General features: G+C 67.3%; 15 protein-coding genes. 5 read left to right on the forward strand and 10 right to left on the reverse strand.

What is annotated here, in order from left to right; translation table 11 throughout:
• Positions 1–19: 19 nt before the first annotated feature.
• From ZRA01_RS04175 to ZRA01_RS04195, 5 genes are read left to right on the forward strand one after another with little or no spacing between them, the layout of a single operon-like run.
• Positions 20–2,113 (forward strand): type I restriction-modification system subunit M, encoded by a 2,094-nt coding sequence (locus ZRA01_RS04175; RefSeq protein ID WP_141349607.1) that lies wholly within the window; start codon positions 20–22, stop codon positions 2,111–2,113.
• Positions 2,110–3,333: a restriction endonuclease subunit S gene (locus tag ZRA01_RS04180; protein ID WP_141349609.1), complete on the forward strand. Its 1,224-nt coding sequence runs from the start codon at positions 2,110–2,112 to the stop codon at positions 3,331–3,333. Before ZRA01_RS04175 ends, ZRA01_RS04180 begins: the two co-directional genes overlap by 4 nt.
• Entirely contained in the window at positions 3,330–3,851 is a 522-nt protein-coding gene (locus ZRA01_RS04185) for an ATPase (protein ID WP_141349611.1), read from the forward strand. Before ZRA01_RS04180 ends, ZRA01_RS04185 begins: the two co-directional genes overlap by 4 nt.
• Complete coding sequence (locus ZRA01_RS04190) at positions 3,851–4,045, forward strand: hypothetical protein (RefSeq protein ID WP_141349613.1); 195 nt, start codon at positions 3,851–3,853, stop codon at positions 4,043–4,045. Before ZRA01_RS04185 ends, ZRA01_RS04190 begins: the two co-directional genes overlap by 1 nt.
• A 6-nt stretch (positions 4,046–4,051) precedes the next feature.
• A complete protein-coding gene (locus ZRA01_RS04195; RefSeq protein WP_141349614.1) occupies positions 4,052–6,982 on the forward strand; it encodes a DEAD/DEAH box helicase family protein in 2,931 nt (976 codons plus the stop codon).
• Between the two features lie 24 nt (positions 6,983–7,006).
• Here the strand turns inward: ZRA01_RS04195 and ZRA01_RS04200 are convergent, their stop codons facing one another.
• From ZRA01_RS04200 to ZRA01_RS04245, 10 genes are all read right to left on the reverse strand, one after another.
• Positions 7,007–7,468, reverse strand: coding sequence for a nuclear transport factor 2 family protein (locus ZRA01_RS04200; protein ID WP_141349616.1), 462 nt, complete (start codon positions 7,466–7,468; stop codon positions 7,007–7,009).
• 69 nt (positions 7,469–7,537) lie between these two features.
• Positions 7,538–8,326 carry an SDR family NAD(P)-dependent oxidoreductase gene (locus ZRA01_RS04205; protein WP_141349617.1) on the reverse strand — a complete coding sequence of 263 codons (789 nt, stop codon included), beginning with the start codon at positions 8,324–8,326 and terminating at the stop codon, positions 7,538–7,540.
• Positions 8,326–8,859: a DUF3833 domain-containing protein gene (locus ZRA01_RS04210; RefSeq protein ID WP_141349787.1), complete on the reverse strand. Its 534-nt coding sequence runs from the start codon at positions 8,857–8,859 to the stop codon at positions 8,326–8,328. Before ZRA01_RS04210 ends, ZRA01_RS04205 begins: the two co-directional genes overlap by 1 nt.
• A gap of 5 nt (positions 8,860–8,864) precedes the next feature.
• On the reverse strand, positions 8,865–10,193 hold the full coding sequence (locus tag ZRA01_RS04215; RefSeq protein ID WP_141349619.1) for an MFS transporter: 1,329 nt from the start codon (positions 10,191–10,193) through the stop codon (positions 8,865–8,867).
• A complete protein-coding gene (locus ZRA01_RS04220; RefSeq protein ID WP_141349621.1) occupies positions 10,190–10,747 on the reverse strand; it encodes a chalcone isomerase family protein in 558 nt (185 codons plus the stop codon). Before ZRA01_RS04220 ends, ZRA01_RS04215 begins: the two co-directional genes overlap by 4 nt.
• Positions 10,744–11,994 (reverse strand): SAM-dependent methyltransferase, encoded by a 1,251-nt coding sequence (locus ZRA01_RS04225; protein ID WP_141349622.1) that lies wholly within the window; start codon positions 11,992–11,994, stop codon positions 10,744–10,746. The genes ZRA01_RS04220 and ZRA01_RS04225 overlap by 4 nt, the downstream gene beginning before the upstream one ends.
• The gene (locus tag ZRA01_RS04230; protein ID WP_174851586.1) at positions 11,994–12,785 is read right to left on the reverse strand and encodes a DUF1365 domain-containing protein; all 792 of its coding nucleotides are present in this window, start codon (positions 12,783–12,785) and stop codon (positions 11,994–11,996) included. The genes ZRA01_RS04225 and ZRA01_RS04230 overlap by 1 nt, the downstream gene beginning before the upstream one ends.
• On the reverse strand, positions 12,785–14,128 hold the full coding sequence (locus ZRA01_RS04235; protein WP_141349624.1) for an NAD(P)/FAD-dependent oxidoreductase: 1,344 nt from the start codon (positions 14,126–14,128) through the stop codon (positions 12,785–12,787). Before ZRA01_RS04235 ends, ZRA01_RS04230 begins: the two co-directional genes overlap by 1 nt.
• Positions 14,129–14,147: 19 nt before the next feature.
• On the reverse strand, positions 14,148–14,741 hold the full coding sequence (locus tag ZRA01_RS04240; protein ID WP_141349626.1) for a glutathione peroxidase: 594 nt from the start codon (positions 14,739–14,741) through the stop codon (positions 14,148–14,150).
• Complete coding sequence (locus ZRA01_RS04245; RefSeq protein ID WP_141349628.1) at positions 14,738–14,977, reverse strand: hypothetical protein; 240 nt, start codon at positions 14,975–14,977, stop codon at positions 14,738–14,740. Before ZRA01_RS04245 ends, ZRA01_RS04240 begins: the two co-directional genes overlap by 4 nt.
• Positions 14,978–15,004 lie beyond the last annotated feature (27 nt).

Below are 15,004 nucleotides of genomic sequence, written 5' to 3' on the forward strand. Positions count from 1 at the left end.
CAGTTTAAGGAACCCTCCGTTGCTCTCCCTCAACAAACCCAAGCTCGACAACCTCACCAACGAAATCTGGAAGTCGGCCGAGCGCCTGCGCGGCAAGTTCAAGGCCTACGAGTACCAGAACGTCATCCTGCCGATCATCGTCATCCGCCGGCTGGAATGTGTGCTCATCCAGTGGCGCGAGAAGATGCGTGAAGAGGTCAGCGGCAAGCGTGCAGCACTCAAGCCCGCCGAGCTGGCCAAGCTGGTGAAGAAACTCGAAGTCAGCCAGTCGCACTTCTCCAACGCCACCGCCCACACCCTCGAGAGCCTCGCCGCTGAAGACCCGACCCTGCTGGAAGACAACTTCCGCGCCTACCTCAACGGCTTCTCCAAGAACGTCCGCGACATCCTCGACCACTTCAACTACCACGCCACCGTCACCCAGCTGGTCAAGAACAACCGGCTCGCCCCCATCCTCAACCAATACAAGCGCCTGGCGCTGGGCCCCGCGCAGCTCTCCAACCTCGAGATGGGCTATGTCTACGAAGAGCTGCTGCGGCGCTTCTCGGAACAAAGCGGCGAGGAGGCCGGGGAGCACTTCACCCCGCGCGAGGTCATCCGGCTGATGGTGGAGCTGCTCGACATCCCCACCCCGACCCATCACACCTCGATCTACGACCCCGCCTGCGGCACCGGCGGCATGCTCTCGGTGGCCAAGGAGCATCTGCTCGACCGCGCCCAGACCGACGCCGAGAAAAGACAGGTCGAAAGCTACGTCACCCTGCACGGGCAGGAGCTCTCGCCCAGCAACTACGCCATCTGCCGCGCCGACCTGCTGATCAAGCAAGACCAGGAAGCCCGGGTCTTTCTGGGCAACTCCCTGATCCCCCACGACAAGAGCAGCAAGGAGCCCGGCGACCAGCTGGCCGGGGCCAACGACCGCTTCGACTTCATGCTCAGCAACCCGCCCTTCGGTGTCACCTGGGGCGGCAAGGACGGCTACGAGGACGAAGCGCGCCGCTATGCCGCCACCCGCTACCGGGCCGGCATGCCGCGCACCAACGACGGCGCGCTGCTGTTCCTGCAGACCATGCTCGCCAAGATGAAGCCGGTGGACGCCGCCAGCGGCCAGGGCGGCAGTCGCATCGCCGTCATCTTCAACGGCTCACCGCTGTCCAACGGCGACTGCGGGCAGGGCGAGAGCGAGATCCGCCGCTGGATACTCGAAAACGACTGGCTCGACGCCATCGTGATGCTGCCCGACCAGCTCTTCTACAACACCGGCATCTACACCTACATCTGGCTGCTGCGCAACGAGAAGCCCGCCAGCCACGCGGGGCAGGTCATGCTGATCGACGCCCGCCGCCAGTTCGAGAAAGAGCCCAAGGCCTTCGGCAACAAGCGCAACCGCATCGCCGACGCCCACCGCGAGTGGATCGAAGCCCGCTACCGGGCCGGCTGGGCGGAGGGCTTCGAGGACGCCGACGTCAAGCTGTTCCGCACCACCGACTTCGCCTACCACAAGGTCGGCGTTGTCTTCTGGCAGACCGGCGCCGACGAGCAGCCGGCCATCATCACCGAGCCCTACGAGAAGGCCTTCACCGCCGCCAACATCGCCAAAGAGCAGGCCTTCCACGCCAGCGAGCTGAGCTTTGCCGTGCGCGCCCGCCACGGCGACACCGCCGCCGACATTGCCGCCGACATCGCCTTCACGCTGCAGCCCGACAGCAGCTTCAACGCCGTCTGGGGCCAGGCCGTGCGCGAGGCCTTCGCCGCCGAGCTGGCCGAGCTCACCCGGCCCATCACCGACACCCGCGAGCGCAACAAGGCCGTCAAGGCCTTCATCGACGGGCTGCAGCTTGCGGTCGTCTGGACCCACCGCCACTACATCGCCGACGACGAGTACATCCCCTTCGACCCGGCCGGCGAGCCCGCCGACTACATCCCCGCCTTCCTGGCGCGGGAGATCGCCAAGCCCATCATCCGCTGGCAGGACAGCCCCCAGCTCGGCTACGAGATCCTGCCCAACAAGTACTTCTACCGCTACCAGCCGCCGAAACCGGCCAGCGAACTGCTGGCTGAGTTCTGGGCGCTGGAGAAGGAGGCGGAGGGGATGCTGGAGGGGCTCAGATGATAAGGATTCCGGAAGATTGGTCTAAAGCGCTTCTCAAACGTCGGGTGCGCTTTGCGTATGGGGACTCGCTGGCTGCCGATGACCGCAACGACGGTAAGGTGCCCGTGTATGGCTCGAATGGTGTCGTCGGTTTACACGATCGTTCGATCACTGGAGCCCCCACTATTGTGATTGGACGCAAGGGTTCGTCTGGAAAGCTCACATGGAGCGACATTCCATGCTTTCCCATTGATACGACCTATTTTGTCGATGAGACACAGACACACGAGGACATCCGGTGGCTTTTCTATGCGCTGAGCAGTCTCGATCTGGATAAGATTAACTTTGATAGCGCAGTCCCTGGATTGAATCGGGAGCTTGCATATTCTCTACCGCTGCTTTTCCCTCCAATAGAGGACCAACGCCGCATCGCCGCCTACCTCGACGCCAGCTGCGCCGCCATCGATGCCGCCGTCGCGGCCAAACGCCGGCAGATCGGAACACTCGATGCCCTCCGAGAGAGCCGCATTGAGCGAGCGATTACACATGGCCTGCAAGAATCATCCATGCAGCCCGTTGGGCTGGATTGGATCGAGTCTCTGCCGATTCACTGGAAGGCTGTTCGGGTGAAGCGGGTGCTGGCAGCCATGGATTACGGAATATCCGTCAGCACCAACGATGAGGGGCGATTTCCGGTTCTCAAGATGGGGCACATCCAGAATGGCGAAATTGAGTATGCCAAGCTGGACTATGTGGACGACGTACCTGAGACCCTGCTGCTCGAGGAGAACGACGTGTTGTACAACCGCACGAACAGCCCTGATCAAGTTGGCAAGGCGGCCATCTTCAGAAAGACCAAGGGCGAAGCAATCACCTTCGCATCCTACCTGGTCCGCTTGAGGCTCAATCACCGCGTCTTGCCCGAGTTTTTCAATTACGTGGCGAACAGCGTTGCTTTTCTTGGGTTTGCCCGCCGCATGGCAATTCCATCAGTACAGCAGTCAAACCTAAATTCAACCCGCTATGGGCGTCTGTGGATTCCGTTGCCGCCACTGGAGGAGCAGCATTGCATCGTGAATTCGCTGAATGCGATGTCCCTTGAAGTCCACGCGACGCAGTCAGTACTGAGAAAGCAGATCGACACCCTCACCGCCTACCGCAAGTCCCTGATCCACGAATGCGTGACCGGCCAGCGGCGCATCGGCGAGGCCGAGCTGGCCGCCGCAGGGTTGGCGCCGTGAGCGAGGCGAAGTGCGTCATCGTGATCGCGGGGCCGAACGGCGCCGGCAAATCCACCTTCGCGCGGGAGTTCCTGCCCAACGAGGCGGCCTGCCCGGTGTTCGTCAATGCCGACCTGATCGCCGCGGGGCTGTCGCCCTTCGCCCCCGAGAAGGCGGCCATCCGCGCCGGCCGGCTGATGCTTGAAGAGCTGCAGCGCCACGCGGCGGGCGGTGCGAACTTTGCGTTCGAGACCACCTTGTCGGGCCGGGGCTATGCGCCGCTGATCCAGCGCTGGCAGGCCGCGGGATACCGGGTGCACCTGGTCTTTCTGCGGCTGCCCTCCGTGGATGTGGCCGTGGAGCGCGTGGCGGCCCGGGTGGCACAAGGGGGGCACGACATCCCCCCGCAGGTGATCGCCCGCCGCTTCGTGAAGGGTTGGCAAAACTTTGAACAGCTCTACCGGGGGCTGGTCGATACCTGGCAGGTGTTCGACAACTCGGGTGAGCTCGCCATGCTGCTGGAAGAGGGAGAACGATGATGAGTGATGCAGACAAACTGCAGGGGCATGCCCTGCCTGGCGTGGCCGAGGCCCTGCGGCGGGCGGCGCTGCGCGCGCGGGAGCTGGCCCGCCAGACCCACACGCCGGTGGTGGTTTATCGCAATGGCAAGGTGGAAAGCCAGATCCCGGACGACACGGCCCGGGCCGGAGGCGCTGAACGCAGGGAGGGGTGAGCCGTCTTGACGCCAGAACTCGAATTCCAGCAGCACATCGCCGACTTTCTCGAACGGGAGCATGGTTACGAGCGGCTCGGCACGAGCGCGGCCATCGACCCGGCGGAGGGCTGGATGGCCGATGTGCTGTGGTCCTTCGTCGCCGATACCCAGCCGCAGGCGCTGGCCACCTTGAGCGGGCAGTATGGTTCGGCGGCGCGGGATGAGTTCTTCCGCGCCCTTCGGGAGGCATCGCGGCAGATGCCGCTGTGGATGCTCCTGCGCAATGGGCTGATGGTGCGGGGCATAAGTTTTCGGCTGTATTACCCCAGGCCACGCTCGGCACAGAGCGCCGCCGCAGCCCACTACGGACGTAACCGGCTGGCCTTCCGCCCCAACTTCCGCTTCGGCGCCCGGCACGAGGAGATCGACCTGGTGCTGTTCCTCAACGGGCTGCCCATCGTGTTGCTGGAGCTGAAGCACGAGGCTGGCGCCCAGGGCTGGAACGTGCACACCGCGGTGTCCCAGTACGCCCGGCGCGACCACGCCCAGCGCATCTTTCAGCTGCCCTTCCTCTATATCGCCGCCGATACCTCGGAGGTGAAGGTGGCGACCGATCCGCGGCGGGAGGAGAACTTCCGCTGGTTCAACACCGGGCTGGCCAACCAGCCGATGACGCCGGGGGAGTACCCGGTGGAGTTTCTTTACCGGGAGGTGCTGGGCAAGGACAGGCTGCTGGAGGCCCTGGCTTTCTTTCTGGTGCATGTGCCGGCGCGAGAGGTGGAGGAGGGCAAGCCGGCGCGGCCGGCGTTTTCGATCTTCCCCCGTTACCACCAGGGCCGCATGGTGCGGCGGGTGGCAGAGGCGGCGCTGGCGCGCTTCGTGGAACATGGGGACATCGGCTGCAAATTCCTCATCAACCATTCGGCCGGCAGCGGCAAGACGCTATCGATCTGCTGGCTGGCGGACCGCCTGCATGGCTTGTTCAAGCCGGGTAGCGACGAGAAGCTGGTGGATAGGGTGATCGTGCTCAGCGACCGCAAGGCGCTGGACAAGAACATCCGCGACGAGCTGGCCAACTTTTCACACCTCAAGGATGTGGTGGGCCTTGCCAGGACGTCGGCTGAGCTGGAACGTTTTCTCAAGCAACAGACCTCCATCATCGTCACCACCCAGCAGAAGTTTGCCTGGCTGCTGGAGCGGATCGAAGACGACCCGCAGCTCAAGGCGCTGCGGGTGGCCTTTCTGATCGACGAGGCGCATCGCTCCCAGGAGGGGCAGATGGGCGTGGCGATCCGCTTGCCCTTCCGCGACCCGCAGACCCCCGATGGAGACGACGCCGTCAATGATGACGCTACCGAAGAGGACGAAGAGGACAAGCTGGCGCGCATCATCCGGGAGCATGACCGCAATCAGCTTTTCGTGGCCTTCACCGCCACGCCCTCCGCGGCAACGGTGCAGTTGTTCGGGGCTGCCTTCGACAACTACACCGAAGCCGAGGCCATCGAGGAGGGCTACATCGTGGATGTGGCCGAACGCATCATTGCGTACAAGACCTTGTTCCACCTGCATTGCCCGATCGCCAGGCCTGATCAGACATTTCCGCAAGGGGTGCTCGCCAAGGCCTTGTTGAACGTGGCGTTCCAGGATGAAGAGCTGATCCAGTACAAGGCCGAGGTGATGCTGCGCATCTTTGAAGAGCAGGTGAAGCCGCTGATCGGCGGCCGGGCCAAGGCGATGATCGTGGCGACCTCGCGGCTGGCCGGGCTGCGCTACTTCGAGATCCTCCAGGAGAAGCTCCGGGAGCGCGGCGCCGGGTTCAAGGTGCTGTATGCCTTTTCCGACTTCGTCCATCCCGTGACCGGGACGACGGTGACCGAGTATGCGTTGAACGGGCTCGGGGCCGGGGAGCTGATCGAAGACCGCTTTGAGGGCGACGACTATCGCCTGATGGTGGTGGCCAACAAGTTTCAGACCGGGTTCGACCAGCCCTTGTTGGCAGGCATGTTCCTCGACAAGGTGGTGACGGACCGCAACGCGGTGCAGACGGTTTCACGCCTGAACCGCTGCCATGAGGAAAAGCGCAATGTGGTGGTGGTGGACTTCACCAACAACGCCGCCAGGATCATCCAGGCCTTTGCGAAATATCGCGAGGGCACGCCTTACGCGCCGACCGAGCCCGATCAGACGCAGTGCGTGCGGCTGTACCGGGAGATCCTGGACGCGGAGGTTTTCACGCAGGACAACGCCCGATCGTTTGCCGTGCTGGTGGCCGAAGGAAACGATGCGGCGATCCAGGCCGAGGTGCAGTTGCTGCGCTTGCACTTTCAGGCTGTCGTGGTGGAGCCGGAGGAGCGCAAAGCCTTTGTCCATCTGCTGGGAAGGTTTGTCGGCAGCTTCCGCTTCTTGAACTGTTTCTTTTCTTACGATTACCCACTGCGGGAGTTCGTGGATTTCGCCGAGATGGTTGGGCCCCAACTCATCAAGGCGGGCACCGAGTCGGAATTGATGAAGCAGGTGCGGGCAACCACGGTCGTACGGGCGAGCGTCCAGGAGGCCGGGACGCTTACGCGGGCTGCGGCCGGGCCGCGAGCCAAGCCTCGAGGCGGCGGAGGTGGCGGCGGCTCACCTCCTGAGCGGGTATCCATCGATGACATGCTCGAAAAATTCCGCCAGCAGTTTCCCATTTCGGAGGACGAGGCGTTGTTCATTCGCCAGGTTACCGAAGAGAAAGCCCGCGATACCGACATTCGGGCTACCGTGCTGAGCCATCACGGCGACCCCATCTTTCTGGGCGAGGTGTTCCGCAAGCAGGTCAAAGCGATGATCCAGACTCGCTATGTCGAACTGGGGCGCTACGAAGAACTCACTGACGAGAAATACACTGACGACGGCGCCATTTTCGACATCATGGCGGTGACGGTGATTGGGCAGCAGGCAGGGGCCGTTCACTACTGATCGACGGTTTGCCCCACGCCGCCATCACCCCACCCCCGGGCTCGCCAGTCGCTTTTTCAGCCAGCGCATCAGCGCGCCGATGAGGGGCAGACGTTCGTAGAGCTCTTCGGCCGGGTCCCAGTAGTCGCGGTGCAGGCATACCAGGCCGTCAGTGTCGAAGCTGAGGTGGGTGACGCCGTGGATCACCACCGGGCGGCCGCGCAGGCGGAGGTGGAAATCCCAGCCGAGCATGGCCTCGCGGCCGGTGAGGAGGCGGGTGGTGACCTCGAAGCGGGGCGCCTCGACGGTTGTGAACATGTGCCGGAAGATGCCCGTGATGGCGGCGATGCCCACCACGTCGTTGAACGGGTCCTTGAAGCGGGCGTCGGCGGCGTACAGCCCGGCCAGCTGGTCGAGGGTGTCCGGGGCCAGGGTTTCGTAGAAGCGCACGATGCCGGCAAGGGCCGCCCGGCAGTTGCCGGGCTTGTGGTCTGACTGCAGTTTCATGAGTTCCATCGAGTTCCCCCGGAGGCCCTCCGGCCCCCGACACGCGCCCCCACACCCCTCGCAAACCGCTTACAGGCCGGTGAGCCGGTGGATCAGGGCAAAGTAAAGCCGCCTGGGCAAGAGGCGCAGCAGCTTCAGCACCATGGTGAAACGGCGGGGGAAGTGGATCTCGAAATCCCCCCGGGCGAAGCCGGCCAGCATGGCCTCGGCGGCGGCTTCGGGCGTCATCAGGGCCGGCATCGTAAAGTCGTTCTGGGCGGTCAGCGGGGTGGCCACGAAGCCCGGGTTCACCAGAAACACCGACACGCCCGCCGGCGCCAGGTCGAGGTACAGGGTTTCGGCAAAGTTGATCAGCGCCGCCTTGCCCGGCCCATACACGGTGGCCTTCGGCAAGCCGCCGTAGCCGGCCACGCTGCCCACCAGCGCCACCCCACCGCGCCCTTGCCGGGTGAACAGTGGCACGACCGCGGCCACGCCGTCCATTATGCCGAGCAGGTTGGTGTGAAGGGTGTCGCGGATCGCCTGCGGGGTGAGCTCGCCTGCGCGCAGGGGGCGGTAGGTGCCAGCATTGAAAACCACCAGGTCGAGCCGGCCCCAGGCCGCCAGCAGGCGCTCGCGCACGCGCTCGAAATCTTCGGGGCAGGTCACGTCCATGGGCTCGACCAGGGCCTCACCGCCGCAGGCGGCGGCGATGTCTTCGAGGGCCTCGCGGCGCCGCGCCGACAGGGCCACCCAGGCGCCGCGCGCGGCCAGCGCCCGGGCCAGCGCCGCGCCGATGCCGCTGGAGGCACCGACGATCCACACCCGCTGGCCGTCCCAGCGGCGGATCGGCGGGTTGAGGGGACGCAGGAAGCCCATCACCGCTTGTGGAACGACAGGGTGACGTCGCCCAGGTGGAAGCCCCACTTGCTCATCGCCGAGCGGTTGAGCATCACCTTGTCGTCCATCAGGAACATCCAGTCGTCGAAGTCCACGTGGTACACCTTGCCGTCCACCGGCAGGGCCATCACGTAGCGCCAGCGCAGCGCGTTGCCGGCCGCCTCGCCGCGGGCCTCGCCCACCACGTCGTCGGCGCGGCCGGTGTAGCGGCCGTCGCCCAGGTGGGTGATGGTCCAGACGCGGCGCTGGGTGCTGCCGTCGGAGTAGGTGAAGCGCTCGTCGAGGGTGCCGGTGTCGCCCTTCCAGCTGGCGTCGATCACCACCTTGAAGCGCTTGACGACTTCGCCGGAGCGGTCCTGGAAGACGCCGTGGGCGTCCAGCGTGCCGTTGAAGTATTCGCGCAGGTCGAGGGTGGGCGTCTGGCCGCGGTATTTGTCGACCTCGACGGTGGAGCAGCCCCCCAGCCCGAACAGGCCCACAAGGGCGGTGAGGAAGGCGGCAATGCGTTTCATGCTCGTCATGGTCTGGCTCCAGGTAGCGCGGCGGTGGCCGCATCGTCAAACGAAGGTGAAGGTTCGAGCCGCCGGCGCCAGGCCCACAGCAGCGCCATCGCCCCCAGCTTCAGCACGAGGGGCACGAGGGCATACACCGCGGCCAGCGCCGAGACGCCGCCGGCCTCGCGGCTGCCCGGGCTGTAGCCGAGCAGCGCCAGCAGGGGCAGGGCCAGCCCGGCGGCCAGCGCCAGGTTGGCCTTGGTCACAAAGTTCCACCAGCCGAAAGCGGCGCCCGACGCGGCTCGCGGCGCCTGCGGTGCGCCGGGCCGGGCCAGCAGATCGGCCAGCAGCGATGGCGGCAGCGCCAGGTCGGCTCCCAGCGCGAAACCCGACAGCACGCAGATCAGCCCGTAAGCCCAGGTGTCGCCGGGCCCCAGCAGGCCAGCCCAGGCGAACACCAGCAGCGCCAGGGCCATGCCGGCCAGCCAGGCGCGCAGTTTGCCGAGGCGCGCAGCGGCGGCCACCCACAGGGGCAGGCTGCAGGCGGCGGCGAGGAAGTACAGCGCGAGGAAGAGCCCGGCCAGCTCGGCAGCCCGAAGCACGTCGGCCACGAAGAACAACACGGTCGCCGAGGGCACCGCGGCGGCGATGCCGTTGAGTGCAAACACACCGAGCAGGCGTGCGAAGTCGCCGTCCCGCAGCGCCGCCGGCAGGCTGGCCAGCGACGTGGTGGCCGCCGACGGGCAGGCCGGTGCCCGCGGCGCGAACCCCAGGGTCCACGCCGCGCCACCGATCAGCAGTGGGATGAACACCCACGGCAACGCTGCCAGCCCGGCCGCCTCGCCCGCATCGCCGGCCAGCACGCCCGGCAGCACCGCGGCCAGCAGCACGCCGACCAGCGCGAAGCCCTCGCGGCTCGCCACCACCCGGGTGCGCAGCGCGGGTGTGGGCGCCACCTCGGCACCCCACACGGCGTAGGCGATGCTGGCCATCGAATAGCCCAGCGACACCAGCACCAGCAGCGCGAACAGCCACCCGAGGCCGGCCGCGGCCGGCGGGGCCAGCAGCAGCGGCAGGCTGACCGCGAGAATCACCAGCCCGCCCAGCAGAATGCCGCGCCCACTGCCCCGGGCCCCAAAGCGGTCGTTGGCCCAGCCGATCAGGGGGTCGGACACCGCATCCACCGCCCGCGCGGCGAGCAGCACCGCACCCACGCCGGCCAGCGGCAGGCCCAGGGCCTCGGTGTACAGCCGCGGCACATGCACATACAGCGGCAGCGCCGCGAAGGCAAGGGGCAGGCCCAGCGCGCCGTAGGCCAGCACCGCGCGCCGGGGCAGGCCGGCGGCCGTCATGGCTGGGCCAGCCCAAGCAGTCGCGCGCGGAGCCTGGGCTCGCGGGTGCGGGCGTCGAGCCAGATGCCGAAGAAGGCGCCGGCCAGCTCGGCGTCGTCGATGCGGGCGGTGAGCTGGCCCTGGTGCCAGAAGCTGGCGCCGCGGCCGGGCTCGTGGAGGCCAACCAGGGTGTCGCCGGGGGCCACCGAGGGCAGGGCCTTTTCGAGGAGGGGTTTCCAGCGGGCCAGGCGGCCCTCGTTGGTCTCGCCGAGCCGGCGGATCTCCTCGATGCTGGCCGTCACCAAGGCTTCGCCGGAGATGGCGCGGGTATAGCGCAGCGCGAGGGCGTAGGGCTTCTGCAGCGCCGGCCCGGCGCCGGCCGGCTGGGCGCTGTCCACCCACAGCGCGGCGTCGTAGAGCTTGAGGCCGAACCAGCGCATCTCGCCCGTGCCGGCCATCTGCAGCGCCCCCGCCGTGGCCAGCACCGGCCGGGGCAGGGAAACCGCCGCGGCCGGCTGGGCCAGCGCCAGGGCACTGGCCAGCAGCAGGGCGTGCAGGACGCGCGGGCAGGTCATCCGCGGCCGCCTTCGTCGGCGTGGGCGAACACGTAGTGATGTACGTCCACGTCGCCCGAGTTGAAGCCGGCCTCGCAGTAGGCCAGGTAGAAACGCCACATGCGGATGAAGCGCTCGTCGAAGCCCTGGGCCCGCACGGCGCCGAGCTGGGCCTCGAAGCTGCGGTGCCAGTGGGCCAGGCTGCGGGCGTAGTCGGGCCCGAAGGCAAAGTCTCCGACGATCGCCAAACCGGCTTTGCGGGCCTGCTGGCCGACGCTCTTCGGGCAGGGCAGCATGCCACCCGGGAAGATGTGGCGCTGGATGAAGTCGGTGCCGCGGCGGTAGCGGGCAAACAGGTCGTCGTCGATGGTGATGGCCTGCACCACGCAGCGCCCGCCGGGCTTGAGGCGGGCCGACAGTTGGGCGAAGTAGGTGGGCCAGAAGCGCTCGCCGACGGCCTCGATCATCTCGATGGACACGATGTGGTCGTAGCTGCCGCGCACGTCGCGGTAGTCGCACAGCTCCAGGTCGACCCGGTCGGCGTAGCCGCCGCGCTCTGCGCGCTCGCGGGCGAAGGCCAGCTGGGCCGGCGACAGGGTGAGGCCGAGCACCCGGCAGCCGAACTCGGTGGCGGCGACCTCGGCGAAGCCGCCCCAGCCGCAGCCGATCTCGAGGATGGTCTGGCCCGGCTGGGTATCGAGCTGGGTAAGGATGCGCCGGTACTTGCGCAGCTGGGCGGCCTCCAGGCTCTCGTCGGGGTGGGCGAAGACAGCGGACGAGTAGGTCATCGTCGGGTCGAGCCACAGGCGGTAGAAGTCGTTGCCCAGGTCGTAGTGGGCCTCGATGTTGCGCCGGGCGCCGCTGCGGGTGTTGGCCCGCAGCATGTGCGTGATGCGGTGGCCGATGAGGCGCAGCACCCGCCCGTGGATGGCGTCGGCCAGCACCGCGCGGTTCTTCGACAGCAGGGTGAGCAGGGCGGCCAGGTCGTCGGTACACCACTTGTCGTCCATCCAGCTCTCGGCGAAGCCGATGTCGCCGCGGGCCAGCACCTCGTCGAAGACGGCGTGGTCGCGCACCCGCAGGTGGGCCACCAGCGGGCCGTGGCCGGTGCGCACGCGCACGCCGTGGGGCAGCTCGACGGCGAGGGCGCCGCCCTCCAGGCGGTCGAGCATCTCTAGCGCTAGCCGGGTGGCCCTCGGCAGCTGGAACAGGCGCAGGCTGGAGAGGGGCAGCAGGATCGGGGCGAGGCTATTTTCCAGGGAGTTCATCAGGTCGTCTCCTCGAGCGGGGGCGCGGGTTTGCGGTGGAAGCTGACGCGCTTGGCGGCCAGGCGCAGGGCCTGCCAGTGGATGCGGGCGATGACGCCCAGCGTAAGAAAGGGGTGACGCAGCAGCCACTTGCCCATCGCCCGCCCGTCGAGGGCCTGGGCGCGGCCGGCGAGGCAGGTGCCGAGCTGGCGCTGGCCATCGTCCCACAGGTCGATGTGCACCACGTGGGCCGGGCCGCGGGTGTCGAAGCGGAAGCGATATTCGCCCCGCAGCGGGAAGAAGGGCGACACGTGGAACAGCTTGCGGGCCGTGAGTTCGTCGCGGGGCTGGATGGGCGCGAGGTCCGGGTGGTGCACCAGGTAGTTGTGCCGCTCGCCGAAGGTGTTGCTGACTTCGGCCAGCACCACGCGCAGCGCGCCATCCCGGTCGTGGCAGAACCAGAAGCTCACCGGGTTGAACACGAAGCCCATCACCCGCGGCATGGTCTGCAGCATCACCTCGCCATCGCACACCGCGGCCAGCCCGCGCTCGGCGAGGATGCCGCGCAGCCACGGCAAGAGCGGCGAGCCGTCGCGCCGGCCGTGGTCGCGGGTGCGCACCGAGAACACGTTGAAGCGGTCGATGCCCAGCAGCGGCGCGTGGATCTCGCCCAGGCGCGACAGGGGCAGCCGCACGAAGGCGGTCGGGTAGGTGAAGCGATTGTGGGCCTGCACCAGCCGCTCGTGCATGACGGCGCCGAAGCATACGGCGGGCGCCAGGGCGTCGGGGGCGGCAGGGCGGGGGGAGGGCATCACGCGGCCTCGCGCAGCAGGCTGGCGGGCGCGGCTTCGGCGGACGGCTGCCAGGGGATCTCGGCCCCCAGCGCCCGTGCCACCACCAGCGCCGACTTGAGCCCGTCCTCGTGGAAGCCGTAGCCGGTCCAGGCGCCGGCAAACCAGCTGCGCTGGCGGCCCTGGATGGTCGGCAGCGCGGCCTGGGCGTCAACGGCAGCCTGGTCGAACACCGGGTGGGCGTATTCGATGCGGCGGATCAGCTTGTCCCGCGCCGGCTCGGTGAAGGGGTTGAGCGACACCACCACCGGCGTCTCGAAGGGCAGCGGCTGCAGGCGGTTGATGAGGTAGCTCACCGACACCGGGCGTTCGTCGGGCCGGCCGGCGCCTGCCAGGTAGTTCCAGGCCGACCACACTTTGCGGCGGCGCGGCAAGAGCGCGGTGTCGGTGTGCACCAGCGCGAGATTGGGCTGGTATTTGACCGCGCCCAGGATGCGCCGCTCATCAAGGCTGGCGCCCGCGCCCAGGATGGCCAGGGTCTGGTCGCTGTGGCAGGCGAACACCACTTCGTCGAAGCGCTCGGCGCCGTCGCGGCAGCGCAGCCACACGCCGTCGGGCCGCCGATCGACGCCCAGCACCGGGGTGGCCACCTGCACATCGTCGAGCTCGTCGAGGATACGCCGCACGTACTCGCGCCCGCCGCCGGCGACGGTGCGCCAGCGGGGCCGGTCGAAGATCTGCAGCAGCCCGTGGTTGTGGCAGAAACGCGCGAAGGTGGCCAGCGGGTAGTCGAGCATGGTGCGCGTCGGGCACGACCAGATCGCCGACGCCATGGGCAGCAGGTACCAGTCGCGGAAGGCGCTGCCGTAGCGGCCGGCAGCGAGGTAATCACCCAGGCTCACCGGCGGCGCGTCGCCTTCGGCGGCCATCCGGGTGGTCTCCCGGTTGAAGCGCAGGATGTCGGACAACATGCCCAGAAACGCCGGCCGCAACAGGTTGCTGCGTTGGGCGAACACGGTGCCCAGGTCGGAGCCGGCCCATTCGATCTCTGGCTCGGCGAGGCTCACGCCAAAGCTCATCTCGCTCTCCACCGAGGCCACGCCGAGGCACGCAAACAGCGCGCACAGGTTGGGGTAGGTGCGGTCGTTGAAGACCAGAAAGCCGGTGTCGATCGGGTGGCGGTGGCCCTCCACCGCGATGTCGATGGTGTTGGTGTGGCCACCCACGTAGTCGCCCGCCTCGAACAGCGTCACCCGGTGCCGCCGCGACAGCAGCCAGGCCGAAGCGAGGCCTGCGATGCCGCCACCGATCACTGCGATGCGTTTGGGCACAACGCCTGCCCGGTCGAATTCACTCATGTTCATGTCTGTGGCTCCGGCCGTGTCAGGGTTTTGCGACGAGCAGACGCTCGATGGTGGTCACCAGCAGCGCGTTGTCGGGGGACACCTCGCTGGGGAAGCTCTTCACCGTGTTGCCGCTGCGGTCGATGAGATATTTGTGGAAGTTCCAGCGCGGGCGCTCGCCCGTCAGGTCGCCCAGCTGGCGATACAGCGGGTTGGCGCTGCGCCCCACAACGGTGGAGCGCGCAAACATCGGAAAGCGCACGCCATAGGTGAGCCGGCAGAAATCGGCGATCTCCTTGTTGGAGCCGGGCTCCTGGTTGCCGAAGTCGTTGGACGGGAAGCCCACCACCATCAGCCCGCGCGCCTTGTATTTGTCGTAGAGGTGCTCGAGGCCCTCGTACTGGCCGGTGTAGCCGCAGAAGCTGGCGGTGTTCACAACTAGCACCACCTTACCGACGTACTGGCACATGGAGCGGGGCTTTTCGTCCTGCAGCCCGGGGAAGGTGTGATTGAGGAGGGCGGGGCAGGCCGCGGAGCCCTCGGCCGAGGGCGTCGCGGCGGCGGGCGCCAGCGCCGTCTTCAGCATCACCACGGCCGCAATCAATGCGCCGATGACGAGGCTCAGGCGTTTCATCGGGCGGCTCCTTCAGGCGGAGGGGCGAGGCTGGCCTGGCGATGCAGGAAGAGTTTGTAATCGAGGCTCTCGTCGACATAAGTGTCCTGGACAACGGCGTTGTCCGGGTGAGGGCGTGCGCTGAGCCCCTGCGTCTCGGCAGAGCGGGCGATCACGACGCTGGAAACGAGGGCGAGCAAGACCAGTCCGGCGGTGGCGGCGGGCTTTGCGTGGTTGCGGATGGCTTTTGATTTCATCGTCTTTGTCCTGGACAATGCGTGATT

The organism is Zoogloea ramigera, from assembly GCF_006539865.1.
Lineage (GTDB): Bacteria > Pseudomonadota > Gammaproteobacteria > Burkholderiales > Rhodocyclaceae > Zoogloea > Zoogloea ramigera.

What these genes read in the sequence shown, in the direction of transcription:
- ZRA01_RS04210 (WP_141349787.1), bottom strand. Translation starts at nt 8,859, where the DNA reads ATGAAACGCATTGCCGCCTTCCTCACCGCCCTTGTGGGCCTGTTCGGG.
- ZRA01_RS04205 (WP_141349617.1), bottom strand. Translation starts at nt 8,326, where the DNA reads ATGGGCTTCCTGCGTCCCCTCAACCCGCCGATCCGCCGCTGGGACGGC.
- ZRA01_RS04180 (WP_141349609.1), top strand. Translation starts at nt 2,110, where the DNA reads ATGATAAGGATTCCGGAAGATTGGTCTAAAGCGCTTCTCAAACGTCGG.
- ZRA01_RS04245 (WP_141349628.1), bottom strand. Translation starts at nt 14,977, where the DNA reads ATGAAATCAAAAGCCATCCGCAACCACGCAAAGCCCGCCGCCACCGCC.
- ZRA01_RS04225 (WP_141349622.1), bottom strand. Translation starts at nt 11,994, where the DNA reads ATGAACTCCCTGGAAAATAGCCTCGCCCCGATCCTGCTGCCCCTCTCC.
- ZRA01_RS04235 (WP_141349624.1), bottom strand. Translation starts at nt 14,128, where the DNA reads ATGAACATGAGTGAATTCGACCGGGCAGGCGTTGTGCCCAAACGCATC.
- ZRA01_RS04215 (WP_141349619.1), bottom strand. Translation starts at nt 10,193, where the DNA reads ATGACGGCCGCCGGCCTGCCCCGGCGCGCGGTGCTGGCCTACGGCGCG.
- ZRA01_RS04220 (WP_141349621.1), bottom strand. Translation starts at nt 10,747, where the DNA reads ATGACCTGCCCGCGCGTCCTGCACGCCCTGCTGCTGGCCAGTGCCCTG.
- ZRA01_RS04190 (WP_141349613.1), top strand. Translation starts at nt 3,851, where the DNA reads ATGAGTGATGCAGACAAACTGCAGGGGCATGCCCTGCCTGGCGTGGCC.
- ZRA01_RS04240 (WP_141349626.1), bottom strand. Translation starts at nt 14,741, where the DNA reads ATGAAACGCCTGAGCCTCGTCATCGGCGCATTGATTGCGGCCGTGGTG.
- ZRA01_RS04200 (WP_141349616.1), bottom strand. Translation starts at nt 7,468, where the DNA reads ATGAAACTGCAGTCAGACCACAAGCCCGGCAACTGCCGGGCGGCCCTT.
- ZRA01_RS04230 (WP_174851586.1), bottom strand. Translation starts at nt 12,785, where the DNA reads ATGCCCTCCCCCCGCCCTGCCGCCCCCGACGCCCTGGCGCCCGCCGTA.